General features: G+C 67.9%; 17 protein-coding genes, 3 tRNA genes and 1 pseudogene. 10 read left to right on the top strand and 11 right to left on the bottom strand.

Annotation, left to right across the window (positions count from 1 at the left end; genetic code table 11):
* Positions 1 to 629: 629 nt before the first annotated feature.
* Complete coding sequence (locus D473_RS24610; protein ID WP_017608974.1) at positions 630 to 1,862, bottom strand: MFS transporter; 1,233 nt, start codon at positions 1,860 to 1,862, stop codon at positions 630 to 632.
* A 90-nt stretch (positions 1,863 to 1,952) separates the two neighbouring features.
* Between D473_RS24610 and D473_RS0110210 the strand changes: the two genes are divergently transcribed.
* Positions 1,953 to 2,522, top strand: coding sequence for a TetR/AcrR family transcriptional regulator (locus tag D473_RS0110210; protein ID WP_017608973.1), 570 nt, complete (start codon positions 1,953 to 1,955; stop codon positions 2,520 to 2,522).
* Between the two features lie 129 nt (positions 2,523 to 2,651).
* Here the strand turns inward: D473_RS0110210 and D473_RS0110205 are convergent, their stop codons facing one another.
* Entirely contained in the window at positions 2,652 to 3,305 is a 654-nt protein-coding gene (locus D473_RS0110205; protein WP_017608972.1) for a TetR/AcrR family transcriptional regulator, read from the bottom strand.
* A gap of 222 nt (positions 3,306 to 3,527) precedes the next feature.
* Between D473_RS0110205 and D473_RS0110200 the strand changes: the two genes are divergently transcribed.
* Entirely contained in the window at positions 3,528 to 4,703 is a 1,176-nt protein-coding gene (locus tag D473_RS0110200) for an acyl-CoA dehydrogenase family protein (RefSeq protein ID WP_017608971.1), read from the top strand.
* A 256-nt stretch (positions 4,704 to 4,959) separates the two neighbouring features.
* Here the strand turns inward: D473_RS0110200 and D473_RS0110195 are convergent, their stop codons facing one another.
* The 3 genes and pseudogenes from D473_RS0110195 to D473_RS0110185 form a co-directional block, all read right to left on the bottom strand.
* Positions 4,960 to 5,334 (bottom strand): FKBP-type peptidyl-prolyl cis-trans isomerase, encoded by a 375-nt coding sequence (locus D473_RS0110195; protein ID WP_017608970.1) that lies wholly within the window; start codon positions 5,332 to 5,334, stop codon positions 4,960 to 4,962.
* Positions 5,335 to 5,635: 301 nt separating this feature from the next.
* Positions 5,636 to 6,814, bottom strand: a pseudogene (gene manA / locus D473_RS0110190) (mannose-6-phosphate isomerase, class I); the annotation flags it as partial.
* A gap of 527 nt (positions 6,815 to 7,341) precedes the next feature.
* Positions 7,342 to 7,668, bottom strand: coding sequence for a hypothetical protein (locus D473_RS0110185; protein WP_017608968.1), 327 nt, complete (start codon positions 7,666 to 7,668; stop codon positions 7,342 to 7,344).
* A 99-nt stretch (positions 7,669 to 7,767) separates the two neighbouring features.
* Between D473_RS0110185 and D473_RS26525 the strand changes: the two genes are divergently transcribed.
* From D473_RS26525 to D473_RS24595, 3 genes are read left to right on the top strand one after another with little or no spacing between them, the layout of a single operon-like run.
* On the top strand, positions 7,768 to 8,541 hold the full coding sequence (locus D473_RS26525; protein ID WP_033353141.1) for a helix-turn-helix domain-containing protein: 774 nt from the start codon (positions 7,768 to 7,770) through the stop codon (positions 8,539 to 8,541).
* Positions 8,538 to 8,702, top strand: coding sequence for a DUF397 domain-containing protein (locus D473_RS26520; RefSeq protein ID WP_017608967.1), 165 nt, complete (start codon positions 8,538 to 8,540; stop codon positions 8,700 to 8,702). The genes D473_RS26525 and D473_RS26520 overlap by 4 nt, the downstream gene beginning before the upstream one ends.
* Complete coding sequence (locus tag D473_RS24595; RefSeq protein WP_083917962.1) at positions 8,703 to 9,008, top strand: GNAT family N-acetyltransferase; 306 nt, start codon at positions 8,703 to 8,705, stop codon at positions 9,006 to 9,008.
* Positions 9,009 to 9,028: 20 nt separating this feature from the next.
* Here the strand turns inward: D473_RS24595 and D473_RS0110170 are convergent, their stop codons facing one another.
* The gene (locus D473_RS0110170) at positions 9,029 to 9,586 is read right to left on the bottom strand and encodes a TetR/AcrR family transcriptional regulator (protein WP_017608965.1); all 558 of its coding nucleotides are present in this window, start codon (positions 9,584 to 9,586) and stop codon (positions 9,029 to 9,031) included.
* A 432-nt stretch (positions 9,587 to 10,018) separates the two neighbouring features.
* Between D473_RS0110170 and D473_RS25650 the strand changes: the two genes are divergently transcribed.
* Positions 10,019 to 11,608, top strand: a complete 1,590-nt coding sequence (locus D473_RS25650) for an MFS transporter (protein ID WP_017608964.1) — start codon at positions 10,019 to 10,021, stop codon at positions 11,606 to 11,608.
* 162 nt (positions 11,609 to 11,770) lie between these two features.
* Here D473_RS25650 and D473_RS24590 read toward each other — a convergent pair whose 3' ends face one another.
* Complete coding sequence (locus tag D473_RS24590; RefSeq protein ID WP_017608963.1) at positions 11,771 to 13,174, bottom strand: molybdopterin molybdotransferase MoeA; 1,404 nt, start codon at positions 13,172 to 13,174, stop codon at positions 11,771 to 11,773.
* A gap of 376 nt (positions 13,175 to 13,550) precedes the next feature.
* On the opposite strand from D473_RS24590, the gene D473_RS0110155 reads away from it, so the two are divergent.
* The 4 genes from D473_RS0110155 (at position 13,551) to D473_RS27135 (ending at position 15,275) form a co-directional block, all read left to right on the top strand.
* Positions 13,551 to 13,623: transfer RNA gene (locus D473_RS0110155), tRNA-Gly, on the top strand.
* A gap of 42 nt (positions 13,624 to 13,665) precedes the next feature.
* Positions 13,666 to 13,736: transfer RNA gene (locus tag D473_RS0110150), tRNA-Cys, on the top strand.
* A 12-nt stretch (positions 13,737 to 13,748) separates the two neighbouring features.
* Positions 13,749 to 13,825: transfer RNA gene (locus D473_RS0110145), tRNA-Val, on the top strand.
* Between the two features lie 697 nt (positions 13,826 to 14,522).
* Positions 14,523 to 15,275 (top strand): hypothetical protein, encoded by a 753-nt coding sequence (locus D473_RS27135; protein ID WP_152436811.1) that lies wholly within the window; start codon positions 14,523 to 14,525, stop codon positions 15,273 to 15,275.
* A gap of 187 nt (positions 15,276 to 15,462) precedes the next feature.
* Here the strand turns inward: D473_RS27135 and D473_RS0110140 are convergent, their stop codons facing one another.
* The 4 genes from D473_RS0110140 to D473_RS0110125 form a co-directional block, all read right to left on the bottom strand.
* The gene (locus D473_RS0110140; RefSeq protein WP_017608962.1) at positions 15,463 to 15,663 is read right to left on the bottom strand and encodes a helix-turn-helix domain-containing protein; all 201 of its coding nucleotides are present in this window, start codon (positions 15,661 to 15,663) and stop codon (positions 15,463 to 15,465) included.
* Complete coding sequence (locus tag D473_RS0110135; RefSeq protein WP_083917961.1) at positions 15,660 to 16,430, bottom strand: replication-relaxation family protein; 771 nt, start codon at positions 16,428 to 16,430, stop codon at positions 15,660 to 15,662. The genes D473_RS0110140 and D473_RS0110135 overlap by 4 nt, the downstream gene beginning before the upstream one ends.
* A gap of 418 nt (positions 16,431 to 16,848) precedes the next feature.
* A complete protein-coding gene (locus D473_RS0110130) occupies positions 16,849 to 17,031 on the bottom strand; it encodes a DUF397 domain-containing protein (RefSeq protein WP_017608960.1) in 183 nt (60 codons plus the stop codon).
* Positions 17,028 to 17,804 carry a helix-turn-helix domain-containing protein gene (locus D473_RS0110125; RefSeq protein WP_017608959.1) on the bottom strand — a complete coding sequence of 259 codons (777 nt, stop codon included), beginning with the start codon at positions 17,802 to 17,804 and terminating at the stop codon, positions 17,028 to 17,030. The genes D473_RS0110130 and D473_RS0110125 overlap by 4 nt, the downstream gene beginning before the upstream one ends.
* Positions 17,805 to 17,872: the final 68 nt, after the last annotated feature.

Genomic DNA, 17,872 nt, shown 5'->3' with positions numbered 1-17,872 from the left:
GCTGCATCCCCGTGCCGGGGACGACCAAGAGGATCCAGGGGAGCACCAGCACGCTCAGGACCACGAAGGGCACGATCCATACCCGCCAGGACCGGTAGATCGCCGCGCCGGTCAGTCCCACGAACAGGGCCCCCATGGCGCTGACGGCCATGGCGGCGATCAGCCCGACCACCCACATGACGGCAATGGGATGGGAACGCCGCCACCACAGGCTCAGGCAGGCCACCAACCCCATGGTCCCGTCGAGAACGTAGAACCAGGGCGTCTGGACCGCGCCGTAGGTGGCGCCCATGAGGAAGAAGAGGACGAGCTCGATGCCCCACAGGGCAAGGGCGAACAGGAGCAGGGCGAAGTCGACCGTCCGGTCGCGTACGGTGCGCCGGCCCGTCCCGGACGCGTCGTTCACGGCCGTCGTGGGCGTTTCGGCCGTTCCCGCACCCGCGCTCGTGTCCACCGTCCTGCGCCCCTCCGCCGTCGTGGTTCGCCCTTCTCGTGCGCCGCCGAGCCGCCGCTGTTCCGCAGCCGAGTCGCCGTCGAGACGATTGTGACGGATCGTGGCAGAGCCTGCTTCGGCCCTGTGGACGGCTCCCCCGTATCCGCTCCGACCTGCCTCGTCCACTCGTCCTCGCTCACCCGGCGGCCGCGGAGCGGGAACGGGACCAACGTCCCCGCCTCCCTCCGGCCATGACGACGAGGAGCGCGAGAGCGGCCGTTGACGCGGCGGCCGCCGGCAGCAGTCCGGTACTGACCGCAACGGCCGCCCCGCCCAACACACCTCCGAGAGCCGCGCCGACGTGCACCGAGCTGCTCTGCACCGCCATCGCCGGGGTGGCCGCGCGCGGTCCGACCCGGTCGAGCACGAGCGCCTGGAGCGCGGGAGGAGCCGCCCAGGCCGCCGCGGACCAGACCACGAGCACGGCGGTGACCAGCAGGATCGGTACCGGTCGCGCGTTCCAGGTCAAGGCGAGGACGGCCATGGCCACGCAGAAGACGGCGAGGGTGAGGCACAGGGTGCGTTCGGCACCGAAACGGTCCACGGCTCGTCCCGCTCCCTGTGTCCCGAGGACCCCGCCCGCGCCGGCGACCACGAGGACAGCGGCGAGAGTGTGCGGGGTGCCCCCGGCGGTGTCGGCGAGGAAGGGCGACAGGTAGGTCTGGAAGGCCAGATTCCCGGCGACGGCCAGCACAGTGGCCAGGAGCAGGACAGCCACAGAGGGCGCAACCAGCGGACTCAGCAGTCCACGGGCGGAGGCCGGTTGCCCGGCCTCGGTCTCCTCGTCGGCGGCCGCCCCGGATTCGACCCTTCCGCCTCCCTCCGGCAAGGTCCGGCCGCCCACCACCAGTGCGAGCACACCCAGCACCCCGCAGAGCACGAACGCAGCCGCCCATCCCAGAGCGGCCCCGGCCCAGGCCCCTGCGGGCACCCCGAGCAGGACGGCCGCGGTCAGTCCGGTCATGACGGTGGCCAGGTACCGCCCGCGCCGTTCACGGGGAGCCCTGGCCCCGGCCAGGGCCAGGGCGGCGGGCAGGACCACGGCACCGGCGAGCGCGGCCACCACCCGCACCGCCATGAGCTGGGTGTAGGTGTCCACGAGCGGCACGACGAGGTTGGCGGCGCTGAACACGGCCAGCGCGGTCAACAGTGCGGCCCGGGTGGGAAGGCGGGTGAGCAGGAGCGCCCACAGCGGCGCGGTCACGGCGTAGGTGAGCGAGTAGACGGTGACCAGCTGCCCCGCGGCGGTCTCGGAGACCGACAGGTCGTCGGCGAGTTCGGGGAGTACACCGAGCACGATGAAGTCGTCGGTCTGGATGGTGAAGGCGGCCAGTGCCAGGGCGAGGATCCACAGAGGCGGCAAACGCATCGAATTAAGGTAACACTTGTTTCCCTAACGGCGTGTGCCAAGGTGAAGACCGACCTCACCTGCGAGCCCAACTCCGGAAGGTGGTGCCCCGTGGCCCGTCCCGCCGACCCCACCCGCCGCCGCGCGGTACTCGACGCCGTTGTCGAGCAGCTCACCCACACCGGCATGAGCGGGTTCACGCTGCGCGGCCTCGCCCAAGGCATGGGGCAGAGCACCCGCGTGCTGACCCACCACTTCGCGGACAAGGAGGCGCTGCTCGCTGCCGTCCTCGCCCACCTGGACGAACGCCAGCACACGGCTCTGCGCGCCACCCCCGGCTGGGACGACGCCACGGTGCCGGTCTCGGCGATCGTGCGCGGTTCCTGGCGGCGCCACATGTCCGAAGAGGAACGACCGATGACCCGCCTGGTACTGGAGATCGAGGGCCTGGCGGCGGCGGGACACCTGCCCGTGGACCCGAGGTTCGTGCGCGGACGGGCCGAGTTCGTCGCCGACTGCCTGCGGGTGCGCGGCGTTTCCCCGGGGACAGCTCTGACCGGGGCGACCTTGCTCAACGCGGCCTATTCGGGCCTGGAGACGGACCTGCTCGTCACCGGTGACCACGAGCGCGCGGAGGCCGGGCTCGAAGCACTGTGCACATGGGTGGACACCCTCTCTTGACCCGGACACCACCGGAGAGCAACGGCACCCCCGACGGCGCCTGCCCCTGGGCCGGGCCGCGCCGAGCGCGCGAACCGGAGCCTTCCCAGGCGTCCCGCCCCCCGCGCCCCCGAAAGCCCCGACTCGCGCTCAGGTACCCCCGGCGCCCACGCCTTCGTCCCGCGTGATCCGGGCGAACAGCCCCTCGAGCCCGTCCAGGAAAGCGGTCAGCGCGAGCTCGAAACTGGCGTCGTCGATCTCCGAGGCGTGTTCGGGCAGCCTGTGGGCCTGGGTCAGATTCGGGTACCGGTCGCGGTAGACCCGCACGTCGTCGTCGAACCCGCGCGCGAACGACTGCGTGGCCGCGCCCACGATCAGGTACTTGGCCGAGGCGCCGATCATCGTGGCCTGCTTGGGCGGCCATCCGGCGCCCACGAGCCCGCCGTGCACGGCGTCGGCTCGGCGCAGGGCCTCCTCGCGCCGTCCAGGCCCGGCTGCGGCCACGGGCAGCAGGTTGGGGTGGCGGGTGAGCGCGTCACGGTAGGAGCGCGCCCAGCGGGACAGCCCCTCGCGCCAGTCCTGGTCGAAACCGGACACGTCGATGTCGGCGGTGACCTCCTCGGAGATCTCCGCGAGCAGTTCGTCCTTGTTGCCGTAGTGGCTGTACAGGGAGGCGGCGCGCACGTCCAGTTCCTGGGCGAGTTTGCGCATGGACAGCTTCTCGAGCCCGTCCCGGTCGATGACCGCCAGTGCGGCCGCACGGATGGCCGGCTTGCTCAGGATCGGCGTCTTGGGTCGGGCCACGGACTCGTCTCCCTACTTCTCCGGGCGCGGACTTCCCGGGGCTGTCGGTGTCCGGCCTGATCATTGCACGTCGGCCGGGAACAGGGGCCACCGCGGCCCACATCTTGCCACTCCGCGGCCGGGGAGCTGGGGCGATCCGTCACGTCCCGGGTCTTGCACGAGCGGCACGGGAGACCGTATTCTCCAATAACCGAACAGTGTTAGGTTATTGGGGAGCTGACCGTGATCGACTTCTCGTTGAGCGACGAACAACGCGCCGTGCGCGACTGGGTCCGGACCTTCGTCGAGCGCGAACTCATGCCGCTGGAGAACGAGGTCCTGCGCCGCGAACGCGCAGGGGCCGAACCGGGCCTCAACGCGGAGGAGGTCCGGGAACTGCGTGCCCTGGCCCGCAAATCCGACTTCTGGGGCGTGGAGACCCCGGAGGAGTACGGCGGGATGGGCCTGGACCCGGTCACCGCCGCCATCATCGAGATCGAGCTCGGCCGTACCTTCCTGACCTTCAAGTTCGGCGGCGAGGCCGACAACATCCTCTTCCACGCCAACGAGCAGCAGAAGCGCGACTACCTGCTGCCGACCATCAACGGCGAGCGCCGCTCCTGCTTCGCCATCACCGAACCCGGCGCCGGCTCCGACGCCAAGGCGATCCGCGCGACAGCGGTCCGCGACGGCGACGAGTGGGTCATCAACGGCGAGAAGACCTTCATCACCGGCGGGAACGAGGCCGACTTCGCGCTCGTCTTCGCCGTCACCGACCAGGAGAAGGGCGCCAACGGCGGGGTGACCTGCTTCCTCGTCGACCGCGAGCACGGCTGGACCTCCGAACCCATCGACACCATGGGTGAGCGCCGTCCCGCCTCCCTCGTCTTCCAGGACGTGCGTGTGCCCCACGCCAACATCCTGGGCGAGGAGGGACGCGGCTTCGAGCTCGCGATGAAGTGGATCGGCAAGGGCCGCTACCTGCTGCCCGCCCGCGCGCTCGGCGGCTGCGAGCGGCTCCTGGACATGGCGATCGAGTACTCCAGGACCCGGCAGACCTTCGGCTCACCCATCGCCGACCGCCAGGCCATCCAGTGGATGATCGCCGATTCCCAGACCGAGATCGAGGCGCTGCGGCTGCTCGTGCTGCACGCCGCGTGGCAGGTGGAGCAGGGACACGACTCCCGCCACGCGCAATCCATCGCCAAGCTGTACGGCGGCGTGAAGGCCAACGAGATCGTCGACCGGGTCATGCAGATCCACGGCGGGATGGGCTACACGCGCGAACTGCCGATCGAGCGTTTCTACCGGGACCTGCGGCTGCTGCGGATCTTCGAGGGCACCGACGAGATCCAGCGGCGCACGATCGCCCGTGACCTGCTCAAGGGCCATGTCAAGGTGGGCGCAACCTTGGGCTAGCGCGGGAGCCGGGGCCGTGTTCGGTCGATGCCTTCCGTTACGGTGTCCGCCGAGCGCGGCCAGGGGCCCGACCGGACGGTATGGAGTCCGGTCGGGCCTTTCGCGCGTCACGGGCGGGTGGCTCCTACGCCTGACGTGCGGCACGCACGGCGCAGGGGTCACACACCGTGTGTGGCCCTCGTGTGTGCCCCGGGCCAGGGGCTGGGCCCTGCACACCGGGGACGACGGTGCCCGAGGGCTCACGCGCGAGAGGTCTCTAGCTGACGCCGACCAGGTCGCAGACGAAGACCAGGGTCTCGCCGGGCTTGATGACGCCCCCGGCACCGCGCTCGCCGTAGGCCAGGTGCGGCGGGATGACCAGCTGACGGCGGCCGCCCACGCGCATACCCATCACACCCTGGTCCCAGCCGGAGATGACCATGCCCGAGCCGACGCGGAAGCTCAGGGGCTCACCGCGGTTCCAACTGGCGTCGAACTCCTCGCCGGTGGAGTGGGAGACACCCACGTAGTGGACCTGAACGGTGCTGCCGTGCCCGGCTTGTTCACCCTCACCGATTTTCAGGTCGGTGACCTGCAGGTCGGCCGGCGGCGGGCCGTCGATGAAGTCGATCTCGGGGCGCTCGAGCTCCATGGTGTTCCCCTCGTTCTCCGTCGAAACGGATGGATGTGGACTGAAGGGGCCCAGGTTATCCGTGGGACCGGTGTGCGGAGGCCGGTGCTGCGTGGGCCGAAGCCCTGGCGGTGGCCCCGGCCCCGAACCCGGCAGTGGCACCGGCCGACGCGCCGGCCGTGGCAACAGGTGCCGATCCGGCGGTTCCGGCCGTAGCTCCGGCGGAAGAACCGGCGCCCGGATCAGCAGCCGCCCCGGCGGAAGCGGCGGAGGAACCGGCGGGCGTCCCGGCCACGGCCCCCACGACGACGTTCGAGGCGACCCCGACGGTGGTGGCGACGACGTGTCCGCGGCCTTCGACCTTGACCGAACCGCTGTCGGCCGGGACGAAGACCGACTCCCCGCGGGAGAGGGTCATCCCCTCACCCACCTCGGCGACCAGGTCGACCTGACCGTCGAGGACGAGCACCACGCAGGGCCCCGCCCCGGGCAGGTGGGCGGTGATGCGGCCCGGCCCGATCTCGTGCAGCGCGAACTCCGGAGCGCCGGGCCGGTACTCGCGCCTGCCGTCCAGGAACTCCGGTCGGGCGTAGGGGATCGGCAGCACGGAGAAGTCGACCACCTCGAGCAGCTCCGCGGCGTCCACGTGCTTGCCGGTCAGTCCGGCCCGGAGCACGTTGTCGGAGCTGGCCATGACCTCGATCGCGGTGCCCTGCAGATACGCGTGCAGGTTGCCCGCCGGCAGGAACAGCGCCTGGCCGGGCCACAGGGTGATGCGGTTGAGCAGGAGCGAGGCGACCGCCCCCGGGTCGCCCGGGTAGCGCTCGGCCAGGTCCGGGACGATACGTCCGTGCGGCCCGCGCCGGTCGCACGCGGACCATTCGGCCACGAAATCCGACAGCAGCCGTTCGCGGCGGTCCTCGGAGAGGGTGAGCAGACGTGTCAGGGCCGAGCGCAGGGCCCTGTGGGTGTCGGCGTCCGCGAGGTCTGCGCGCAGGTCGCGGGCGAGTTCGCAGGTCAGGTCGCGCAGGTCGTACCGGGCGGCCTCGGGTTCACGGAACCCGCACAGGGCCTCGAAGGGCTCCAGGGCCAGCAGGAGCTCGGGTTTGTGGTGCGGGTCGCGGTAGTTTCGGTGCGGTGCGCCGACCGGGATCCCGCGGTGCTCCTCGGCGGCGAACCCCTGACGGGCGCGTTCGGCGTCGGGATGGACCTGAAGGGACAGGGGCTGTTCGGCGGCCAGGTACTTGAGGAGGAACGGCAGGCGCGCGCCGAACCGTTCGGTGACCTCGTGCCCCAGGACGCGGTGCGGAGCGTCGGAGATCAGGTGCGGCAGCGGGTGGACGGAGCCGTCGTCGGACCGGGCCGAGCTGGGGGCGCCGTGGTGGGCGCCGAGCCAGAGTTCGGCCTGCGGGGTGCCGTCGGCATCGGTGCCCAGGAGGTCGGGGATGGCCGTGCGCGCGCCCCAGGCGTACGGTCTTACCTGGTTGGTGAGCCTGTGCATGCGCTCCCCGCTTTCCGGTCTGCGTCGTCCCTTCCCGTGGCCGCGCCGCGAGGTCCACGAGAATCGCGAGGTTGGATCAGTCTCGCGAAGAGCCCTGCCGGAGTCGATCCGGCGCGCCCCCTCTCGTCGGGCTCGGACACTGTGCACCTCGCCTGCTGGGTGGGCCCGGAGGGTACCGGGTCCGCCGATACGACCACGAAAGTTACTCGGAAGTAAACCATGACCGGTGCCACGTGAACAGCACCACATAGTCACCTTCCGGTAGCTACGTCCGGTTACTCCTTACTCTTCCGACTCTCCCACCTGGTCTTCCCTGATGGCACCCCCGTGCGACCTGTTCGGCTCGCCCTTGCGGGAACACTCGCAGGAACACCTGCCGGACACCCATCGGAACCCTTGCGGGACCGATGGGAACCGGACCCATGGGATGCCCGCGCGTACGTACGCGCACGCACCAGCGGCGCATGATCGGCGACACACGGCGCCGAGTCCGCGCGCACCTGTGGATACACCTTCGAGCCGGCCCCTCACCTCCCCCGGGGCAGACCCCTGCGCGGCAGAGGCGAGAGGTAACCGGCGAACTCGTCACAGACCTCGTCCACCAGCTTGCTCAGCTGTTCGCGTGGGACGGTCCGCACCGATCCGCCGTCCCGTGAGCGATAGGCCCAGTAGGCACCGTCCTTCAAGCCGATCCTCATGTTCCCGAGGTAGGCGGGGCCGACGAGCGCGCAGTCGAGGTCGGCACCGTGCGTCCATTCGAAGCGGTGCCACTCGATCGTGAAGTGGAGCCCTCGGAGGTCACGGAAGGCGTTACGGGCTTCGGCATGAGCGTTGAGCTTGCTACGGGTGATCATGCGTCCAGCGTGGAGCGAATCCGCTGTGTCCCACAGAAAGTGATGTCTAACTTCTCCGCCACTGGCTCAGACTGGGAAATGGCGCTTAATCTGTGGGACATGGTGGAGCAAGACTTTGGCACATACCTCTCGTCGGAACGCAAACGCGCCGGTCACACGCTCCGCAGGCTCGCGGCAAAATCCAACACGTCTTCCTCGACCTTGTCCCGCTGGGAAAGGGGGCATTTCACCCCAGCCCGGGACGACATCATCAAACTGGACAAGGCTATGGGGCTCAATGGCGCTTTGGTGCACAAGTGGGAGGTTCTTACTTCCCCCTCGGCTTTGCTCCCATGGATGCAGAATGCGGGCAAGCTGGAGGAGTCTGCTTCTCTCATCGAGTACGTCTCACCAGTACTTGTCCCAGGACTGTTGCAATCCCCCGCGTACGCCTCCATGGTTTTCCGGGAGGGACAACCCCTGACGCCTCCCAGTGAGATCGAGCGGCTCACCGCAGTCCGGTGCGCCCGTCACCAGCAGCTACGCGCACGCAACGCACCTGAGATCTCATCCGTCTTCCCAGTCACAGCCCTAACATGCGTCACAGAGAAAGTCCGCCGAGAAGAAGCTGAGCACCTTTGCAACTTGCTGGACGCAGGCGGACTCTCGATCCATCTTGTACCGGAAGGATCTGTCCTGGTAGGCATCACCTCGCCCATGCTGATGGTGAGGCTCTTGTCCGGGGGCAAGGCTGCCAGCGCCGACCATCTCACCGGTAACGTTGTGTACGGCGAAACAGACAACTTCGATCGACTGTCGGAACTGGTGAAGCGTGCGTTCGCGCAAGCCCTCCCGCCAAAACAGTCACGAAAAGTCATCGAGGAGCTACTTTGAGCGAATGGCACAAGTCGTCCTACAGCAACACGGGGGGCCAGTGCGTCGAGGTTCGTGAGTCCCGCGACGGCACGGACGTGCGCGACACCGTCCACCGCGAAGCCGGGCACCTGACCTTCCCCACCACCGAGTGGGCCGCCCTCCTCCGAGTCGCACACTGACTGAACTGGAACACTCCGTCCCACTACCCCACTCCCCCGTCCTACGCTCCGGCCGTCGACGAACGTGAGCTGTACCTCCACCTGCTCCCGGTCTCCCGCTCACACCCGGGCCGGGGGATCGGACCCCGGCTCCTCGACCACGCCCGTGAGCAGGCACGCGCACGGGGCGTCTCCCTCGTGCGCGTGGACTGCTGGAGCGGCGGGGACGGCGCCCTGATCCGTTACTACGAGCGTCAGGGCTTCACCCCGACCGAACGGGCCCCGGTGGGCGAGCGCGAGGCCCAGGTCCTCGAGGCCCGCGTCTGACCCACCGGCCGACCCGCCCGTTACCGGCCGGCCCGCTCGTTCGCCTCGTCCGCCATCTCGACCAACCGGTCGATCATCTGCTGATTCATCTCCGGCGACGGCTGCGGCATGCCCGCGATCGCCGACATGTACAGACCGTCCCCCGCGCGCAGGATCACCTCCGCCAACACCGGGTCGGCGACGGCCTCGTGCAGCATCTCCCCCCAACGGGTGAAAGTGCCCTGCACCTTGGCCACCGCTTCCTCGGGCAGCTCGTCGTGCGTGCGCAGCGCGGCGATCACGGCCCAGTACAGTTCCCGTTCCTCGACGCTCTGCGGCAACGACGTGCGCAGGAAGACCCGCACGACGCCTTCGTCGCCTTCCTCCGCCTCCCGGAACTCCTCCTCGGCCATCTCGGAGAGCCGGTCGATGAGCCCGGTCAGCATCGCCGCCTTGGAGGGGAAGTGGTACAGCAGACCGCCCTTGGAGACCGAGGCGTCGCGCGCCACCGCCTCCAGGGTCACGGAGGAGTACCCGTCACTGATCAGGATGTCCTGGAGCGCGTCCAGGATCCGTTCGCGCGTATTCGAAGCAGTCACGATTGACACTGTACCGGCCGGACGGTACTGTACCGGCTGGACGGTCCAAGGATGGGCAGAGTGCACCTTTTCGGACACGTGAGACCTCCGGGGAACGCAACCGCTTCCGAGGAACGCCTTCGCGGAAACGACTCCGGGGAGCAGCCCCGAAGGAAACAGCACCACCGGGGTAGGGCGTTCCGGTCCGGGCCACAGCACCGGCACAGCACCCCGGTGAGCACAGACCTGCGCACCCGCAGCCCTTCACCACATCCACTCCCGAGCCCTGAGCGGCGCCACCGTCGCCCTCGGGCCGGCCGCCCTCACACCGTGCGGCGGCAGAGAAAACCCACACGTTACGAGGAAAGATGAGTTCCGCCATGGCCGGNGGGAACCCCGCCGGCGCTCGCGGGCCCCCGCGAATGGGCCGCACTCGCGGTACTGGTCCTGCCGGTGATCCTGATCTCGGTCGACATGACCGTGCTGGGCTTCGCCGTGCCCGCACTCAGCGAGGCACTCGAGCCCTCCGCGGGCCAGCTGCTGTGGATCGTCGACATCTACGGCTTCGTCCTCGCCGGCCTGCTGATCACCATGGGTTCCCTCGGCGACCGCATCGGCCGCCGACGCCTGCTGATGATGGGTTCGGCCGCTTTCGGAGCGGCCTCGCTCCTGGCCGCCTTCGCGCCCGCACCCGAGGTGCTCATCGCCGCGCGGGCCCTCCTGGGCCTGGCCGGCGCCACCCTGATGCCCTCGACCCTGTCGCTGCTGCGCAACATCTTCCTCGACGCACGCCAGCGGCTGTTGGCCATCGCGATCTGGGCCTCCGGGTTCTCCGGCGGCGCGGCGCTCGGCCCGATCCTCGGCGGGTGGCTGCTCGAGCACTTCTTCTGGGGTTCGGTCTTCCTCATCAACCTGCCGGTGATGGCGCTGATCCTGGTGCTGGTCCCGTGGCTGGTCCGTGAGTCCCGCAACCCCGACGCGGGCCGACTGGACCTGCCCAGCGTGGTCCTGTCCATGGGCGCCATGCTGCCCGTCGTCTACGGCATCAAGAAGATCGCCACCGACGGCACCGACGCGCTCGCGCTCGCCTCCCTGCTGTTCGGGCTGGTCGTGGGCTGGCTGTTCGTCCGCCGCCAGCGCAGGCTCGAGGACCCGCTCATCGACGTGGGCCTGTTCCGCTACCGCGTGTTCACCATCGCGGTCGTCACCAACCTGATGATCGTCTTCGCGATGGTGGGGTCGCTGTTCTTCCTCACCCAGTACCTGCAGCTCGTGCTCGGCATCTCGCCCATGCGCGCCGGCATGGTCCTGCTGCCCGGACTGCTGCTGTCGGTCGTCGCGGGCCTGATCGCGGCGCGGGTGGCCCGACGGCTGAGCCTGTCCACGGTGATCGGGGTGGCCCTGCTGGTGACCGCGAGCGGCTTCGCCACCTTCGCGTTCACCCCGGTGGAGAACGTGACCCTGGGTGTGGTGCTCATCTCGACCGGGTTCGCACTCATCGCGACCGGGTCCGGGTTCGCCGAGACCCTCACCAACGGCGCGATCATGTCGACCGCCCCGCCCAAGCGCGCGGGTGCGGCCTCGGCGATCTCCGAGACCGCCTACGAACTGGGCGGTGCGTTCGGTATCGCGGTGTTGGGCAGCATCCTGACCGGTTTCTACCGCGGCAACCTCACCGGCGTGGAAGAGGTCTCCGGCACTGCTCTGGAGACCTCGCGCGAGACCCTGGGCGGTGCCGCCAACGCGGCCGAGGCCGTGGGCGGACCGGCCGGCAGCGCGCTCATGGACGCTGCCCGGGTGGCCTTCACCGACGGCATGCACCTGACCTCGGCCATCGCCGCGGTGATCGTCCTGGTCGCCGCGGGCCAGGCCTGGATCTCGCTGCGCGGTCAGGGCAACCCGGCCGTGGAGGGCAGGCAGCCCGGGACGGAGGTCGTGGTGCAGCGCAAGGACACCGCCGCGAACACGGACGCCGCCACGGCCCGTGAGAAGCCCGCTCAGGAAACCGTGGCCGTCGACGCGGGCGAAGAACCCCGCGGGTGACTCAGAGGCCGCACAAGCGCCTGACACGTCCGCACGGGTCGGCGCCCGGCCCCAGGAGAGCCGACGGCCCCGGTCGCATCGCGCGGCCGGGACCGTTCTCGTGCATGCACGTGTCGGGCGGTCCGGGGCAGGAACACGGAACGCGGTGAGACGGCGCCCGGGTCAGGGCAGGCGCACCAGTTCCACGCCGTCGGTTCCGGTATCAGCGTTGGTATGAGCCCTGTCGCCGGCGCCGACCACATCTTCACCGTCCGCGCCGGTCTCACCCGCAGCAGCCGACCACCCGGGCGGAACGACCGCGTAGGCGTCGGCCAGTGCCGCGCCCCGCAAGCTCCCGGGCCGGTCGTGTCCGACCGGGACCGCACGCCCACGTTCGTCCAAGCGCACAGCGACCAAGCGCGTGTCCCTGGGATGGGAAGCGATCTGCCCTGACGCCGGAACGCGCCCGTCCACACGCGCCGGGTCGGGGCGGCCGGCGAGCGCGCTGACCAGGGGTGTGAACAGCGTCAGAGCCGCGACCATCGCCGCACCGGGGTTGCCGGGAAGGCCGACGACGATCGTGTCCCCGGCTTCCTTGCCCTCACCAGAGGTTTCTGGGCCCCCGCGTGCCTCGGTGTTCATCGGATCGCCGCTGCCGTGGTGGCCTCCGGGACCTCCAGGGCCGTTGGAACCCACGGAACCACCGGCGCCGGCCTTCGTGAGGCGAGCGAGCAGCTGAGGATGCCCCGGCCGACACTGCACCCCGTCCACGACCGTCTCCGCACCCGCCTCCGCCAGGATCGAACGCACGTGGTCGGCGGGCCCCTTGGAGGAGGAGCCGCACACCACGACCACGTCCGTGTCCCCCTCGGTCATCACCTTCGCCAGTGCAGCGCGATCGTCACCCAGGTACCGGACCGGCCCCACCTGCGCGCCCGCCCAGTCGGCGATCCCCGGCAGGATCGGCCCGATGGCGTCGCGCACACGCCCGTCCCCGGGCAATCCGCTGCGGGTGATCTCATCGCCGGTGACCACGATCGCCACTGCCGGGGCGAAGACCGGCAGGGTCTCGTGCCCCAGGCTCGCGGCGATCCCGAGCGAGGCCGGCCCCACCCGGTGTCCGCGCGTGAGAACGGTTTCCCCGGGCGCGGTCTCCTCACCCGACCACCGCACGTGGCGCCCGTGCTCGACCTCACCACGCACACGGGTCACGCCGGAGCCGGGGGTGTCCTCGAGCCGGGCCTGTTCGTAGGGGAGCACGCTCTCGGCCCCCTTGGGAATCCGCGCACCGGTGGCGATCTCCACCGTTTCCCCGGATCTCAACGCCACGCTGGGTCCGGAGCTTCCGGCCAGGCGTCGGCCGACCAGGCGCCACGGACCTGGACCCGCCACGGCGTAACCGTCCATGGCGGAGGCGTCGAAGGCCGGCAGCCCCGCGAGGGCGCGGACATCGCGCGCGAGCACACCGCCGATCGCGCGGTCCAGGGGCAGCTCCCGCACCGGCGCGGGCAGGCACTCCCCCAGTTCCCGCGCACGTCGGCGCGCGTGTTCCCAGGAAAGGTGTCCGTCGTGTTCGCACCCGTGCATGTCGGTCTCCCCATCGCCCTCTCCGCCGGTCCTTCCAATTGTCCCTGCCGTCCGACGGAGGAAGGGCACCCCGTCGGCGCGGCCTGTCGGGACGGGGCCGACCGGTGACGGGGCTTTGCCTCCCGGGACCAGGGACGGTTCACCGGAGCAGCCCGTGCGCCGGTGCCACGAACACCTCTGCGCTCCCCCGCAGCACAGGGTTTCCGCAGGATCCGCACCTCGAAGGGCGCAGGGGACACATGCCTCTCCGGTGTCACGTCCCACACAGGCTGTTCGTCCACTCCGATTTGCCGTCTCGCCACTTTCCGCTAAAGTCTTTACCAGCGGCACGGCGAGGGCCACGGAGACGGGGCCCGCACAAGAAGCCGGGCAGCAAGCGGACGTAGCTCAGCTGGTAGAGCATCACCTTGCCAAGGTGAAAGTCGCGGGTTCGAATCCCGTCGTCCGCTCGGAGGAGACGCGGGGAGCCGAAGGCGCCTCACGTGTGACTCGGTGGAGTGGCCGAGAGGCGAGGCAACGGCCTGCAAAGCCGTCTACACGGGTTCGAATCCCGTCTCCACCTCACAACAAGAGCGGGCGGTTAGCTCAGTTGGTTAGAGCGCTACCTTGACACGGTAGAGGTCACAGGTTCGAATCCTGTATCGCCCACCACGTTTCACCAGTTCAGGGCATGTTCCGGAGCGATCCGGCACATGCCCTGAGTTGTGTCTGACCGTCGTTCGACCGTGACACAGGACGTCACCCGGCGGCCCCGACCGTTCAGATCCGGCACTCGGCGACACCTCAGGCTCCGGTCGCGTCAGCCCGTATGAACCGCTGATGCAAGCCCGCTGAGTCCCGTGGTCGTGAGCTGGAACCTAGCTTTCAGATTTGGCCCTCACCCTCCGGCCCGGCGGCGGGATGCTCACCTCCCGAGCTCCGCTGCTTGCCTCCTTCTCAACAAGCAACCCTCTCCAAGCGCGTCGCCGCCGTCGGCCAACCCTGATGTTGCGAAGCAGAAGAGGCTTCATGTATGTTCATCATGCGTGTAATCACGGTGGCACCTTCCTTAACCCTTGGATCCCGGCTTTCCAGGGCAGGACAAGAACTCTTCGCAGTTCCCGTGGAAGTTGAATCGACGAAGCGAGACGTACGAGCTTGCCTCTAAGCGCTTAGCCGGGAAGTGCGGGGGATACGTATGTCTGGGAAAACTAGTACGCAACGCGCCGCTTCGCGATGCAGCCATGCAACGGGCTACAGATATCCCGATTGCCTGAACTGGGCAAAAGAAGGAAAGATCTCACCTTTCCAGCCAGTTCCCGATGCAAGCTCCCCACCCCAGAAGAGCTTTGAAGCTTTCGTTGTCCACGTGATCGCAGAAGCATTGCGGGACAAGCAGATCGACTCAGCGATTCTTGGAATCAAAAAGGTTGAGCCCCGACCCGACGGACCCATTCTTTACGTTCACCCCGAAATGGCTAACACCATCGTCGCCGAGCTTTTGCCGGTTTTCGATTCGGATTATGACGGAGTTCGAGGGGTTCCAGGGCTACGCCTTGGGCACCAAGGCAACGGACGCCTGACACTCGTGGATGCATCCAGCAGATCCACTGTCTTTCTGCAACATGAGGACAAAAACTGGCGCCCTAACCTTCCTTCTGGCAAGCCAGGAATAAATCAGCTCTGGCTCGACCAAAATAAACTCATCCATAGCGAGCGTCACACGCTTCATTACTGGCACTCTGATTGGGGAACCGGTTCAAGAGATACCAGAAACCTTCTTCTCAGTAGGGTTCTACGCCGACCAAAAATAATCGACCGCGCAGGATCCTCCCATGGCTGGGCCAATACTTATACGCACAGCTACTTCGACTTGGTAATCGAGTCCTGCTGCGGGGACGACCCTCGCGACATCTCTTCCAACCTCATAGAAAGTGGGCTACTTTCAGGAATTGAAGGGGTAGACGAAGAGGACTTCATTCCCACGCCCACCTCCGTCAATATGGGGGTCGGGAGCGCAAACATATGCGTTCGCCGACTGTCAATCGGCCCCTGCAGAAGAACGCCAGAAATGATCAAGAGAACTTCTGAGGCAATTCGTGAGGGACACAAGACCTCATGACCTCTACGATAATCCTCGCATCAGGTATAATGTTTCTGGCGATCCTCCTGAGGGCTATGAGGGATATAAGCATAGTATGGTGTTTCTACTGGCTTTCTCGCAACGGCAGTACCGAACAACGAGTCCGACTCTGTAAGGACCTGATTTCAGTCCTCAAGCAGGACAAAATTATTCAGGTAAAGGGATGTCACTCCTCAGCTCGAATGAACCGCAGAAGGTCGGCGGTCGAGACTCGGTACAGGCCACCGATGCGCACTACGTGCACCGGGAATTCGTCGGCACGGGCGAGTTCGTAGGCCTTGGTCCGACCGATGCCCAGCACACGTGCGGCGGTCATCAGGTCTACGGTCGGTGGAAGCTCGCGCACCTGTTCCACGGTCAGGCTCACGCGCCCACCTCCGGAAGTTCGCTCAGCAGAACCCGGCCAGCGGGGGCTTTCAAGGGCCACCACACCGCGTTCTCCGGGTTGTGTGTTTCGGGCAGGTGAGCTGTGGCGACCGGTGCATGATCAGCGCCCTGCACACTCCGCAGGGCACTGCGTGCGTGCGTTTCGCGTCGGGCCGTGGGGAAGACGAACAGCACCCACGGCATCGGGCCCACCAGGGTTGGTGCGAAGTCGACGTAGCGCTGCATCTTGGTGCGCAACTGGCGATGGGTCTCGCTACCGGTGTCCCACTCCAAGAAGAAGGCCACAGACTGGCCGTCGGCGTCCCAGCGACCGAACCCGTCAGCATGCGGAACCGGGATGAGCCCATCACGCGTGTGGAATTCGGCCCAACCATGGGCGTCGGAGGCGTTCAGCCACTCCCCCAGCTCGGCCGTTCGCTCGCTGGCGCGGCCGGCCGCCACCAAGGCGGTGAAGAACCCGTTGGCCCCCACTCGATGGTCCAAGTGCGTGCTCCGTGCGAGGGCAAGCTGACGGTCCCGGCGCACACTCGCGCGATCGGTGTTGCGACCGCCTTCGGCCGCCATGACGTGAGCGCCAGCAGTGTCGAGAACGTAGTGCCACGGCGCTGATCCGCGATCGCGCCGAGGACGGAAACGCGCGACCAGACCGAGACCGGTCAGGATTCGCATGCGTTGGACGGCTCGGCTCTGGCTGTTGAAGGCGACTTGAGCGACCTGCGGAGTGGTCAGCACACGGTGGGTGTGGATGAGCGACAGGATGCGTCGGTCACGGTCGGTCAGATGCGCGGCCAGCCGCAGCAGGTGGCCTCCATCGACGCGGGCGGGAGTCCTCTCGGTAAGAATCTGTACAACCCCTTCTGGGTGGGAAGGTTTTCGGATCCATCACCCGCCGGGCTTGCGCACGCTCTGTCCTGGGACAGCAGATGCGCGCACCCCAGCGGGTCAGAGGAGTCCACGCATGCGCCCACCGATCCGTCGGGGGATCAGCCGGGGACAATCCGCGAAAACTCCCCTCACCCATCCAGGGCGTTGAACCTACCGAAATCGCTCACCCTTGCGGGTACCGATTTCACAATCACTGCCGGAGAGCAGGTCATGGGACCGACATGGGTGTGGCCCATCCCAGTAGTCGGGGACGGGCCACAGCCAAGCCAGTGGAGGAGCGTCAGCGCCGGTGATCGGGCCCGGCTTCAACAGCGACCAGCGCGGCCCACTCCGCATCAGGGAAAGACAACAGAGCGTCCTTCCGGTTCTGGGTGTCGCGCATCTGGACCCGACTCGGCAGGTGGCGCAGTTCCACGCACTGAGCGGCGTTCTCCGAGTACGAGGACTTGTACCACTCGTTCACAGCAACTCCTCCAGCAGTCGGACCGTGTCATCCACGGGGAAGCAACGACCGATCACGTGCGTCACGATCCCCTCGATTTTGTCAGCTTCCTCGGTCGACTCGTACACGTGGTTACCGCTGGCGTGATCGGAGGCGGCGACCTTCCTGCCGTCCATCAAGCGGTACACCTGGATGGGGGTTGCGACCGGAAGGATCGGAGTGTGGTCAGGGATCAGGTGGGCCGCCAAGCGTCCCCGCCCGATGTGTCGGAGCAACGCTTCGAGCTGGTCGGCCCTGACATGGCCAGGAAGACCCTTGAGCGCGGAGAGTGGGAAGACCACCGTCACGAAGGGGTCGTTCCTGCGGGTCAACGACTCGTACCGTGCCACCCGCAGTTGCGCCAGCCGCTCGACCTCGTCCGCCGACACGGTCAGATGACCTGTGCGGAACACGTGACGTGCGTACTCGATCGATTGGACCATCCCGGGAACCAGGTTGGAGACGGTCACACTCGCGATCGAGACGGCCTTGTCCTCCAGAGCCCCGGCCGAGCGCATCCACGGTGGCATCTGGAGCCCCGTCGCGACCGGTTCCCAGGCTCGCGCCAACCGCCCACGGCCGTGCAAGACCTGATCCAGTTCTTCGACCTTCGCCCGCTTGGGGGTGACGACACCGTTCTCCCATCGGGACACGGAGGCCGAGGAAGATTCGACCCGGTCAGCGAGTTCACCCTGACTCAAACCGGACAATTCACGGAGCTTGAACAGCAGCGATGTGAAGTCGTTCTCAGGCACACGTCGAGGCTATACACGATCTTGCACGCGGACCCATTGCTTTCCGGTTAGTTATTGCTCTCTGTGTA

The sequence above is a fragment of the Nocardiopsis xinjiangensis YIM 90004 genome (assembly GCF_000341145.1).
Lineage (GTDB): Bacteria > Actinomycetota > Actinomycetes > Streptosporangiales > Streptosporangiaceae > Nocardiopsis > Nocardiopsis xinjiangensis.
The sequence above is the reverse complement of the archived record's forward strand: the minus strand, read 5'-3'. Positions and strand labels throughout refer to the sequence as shown.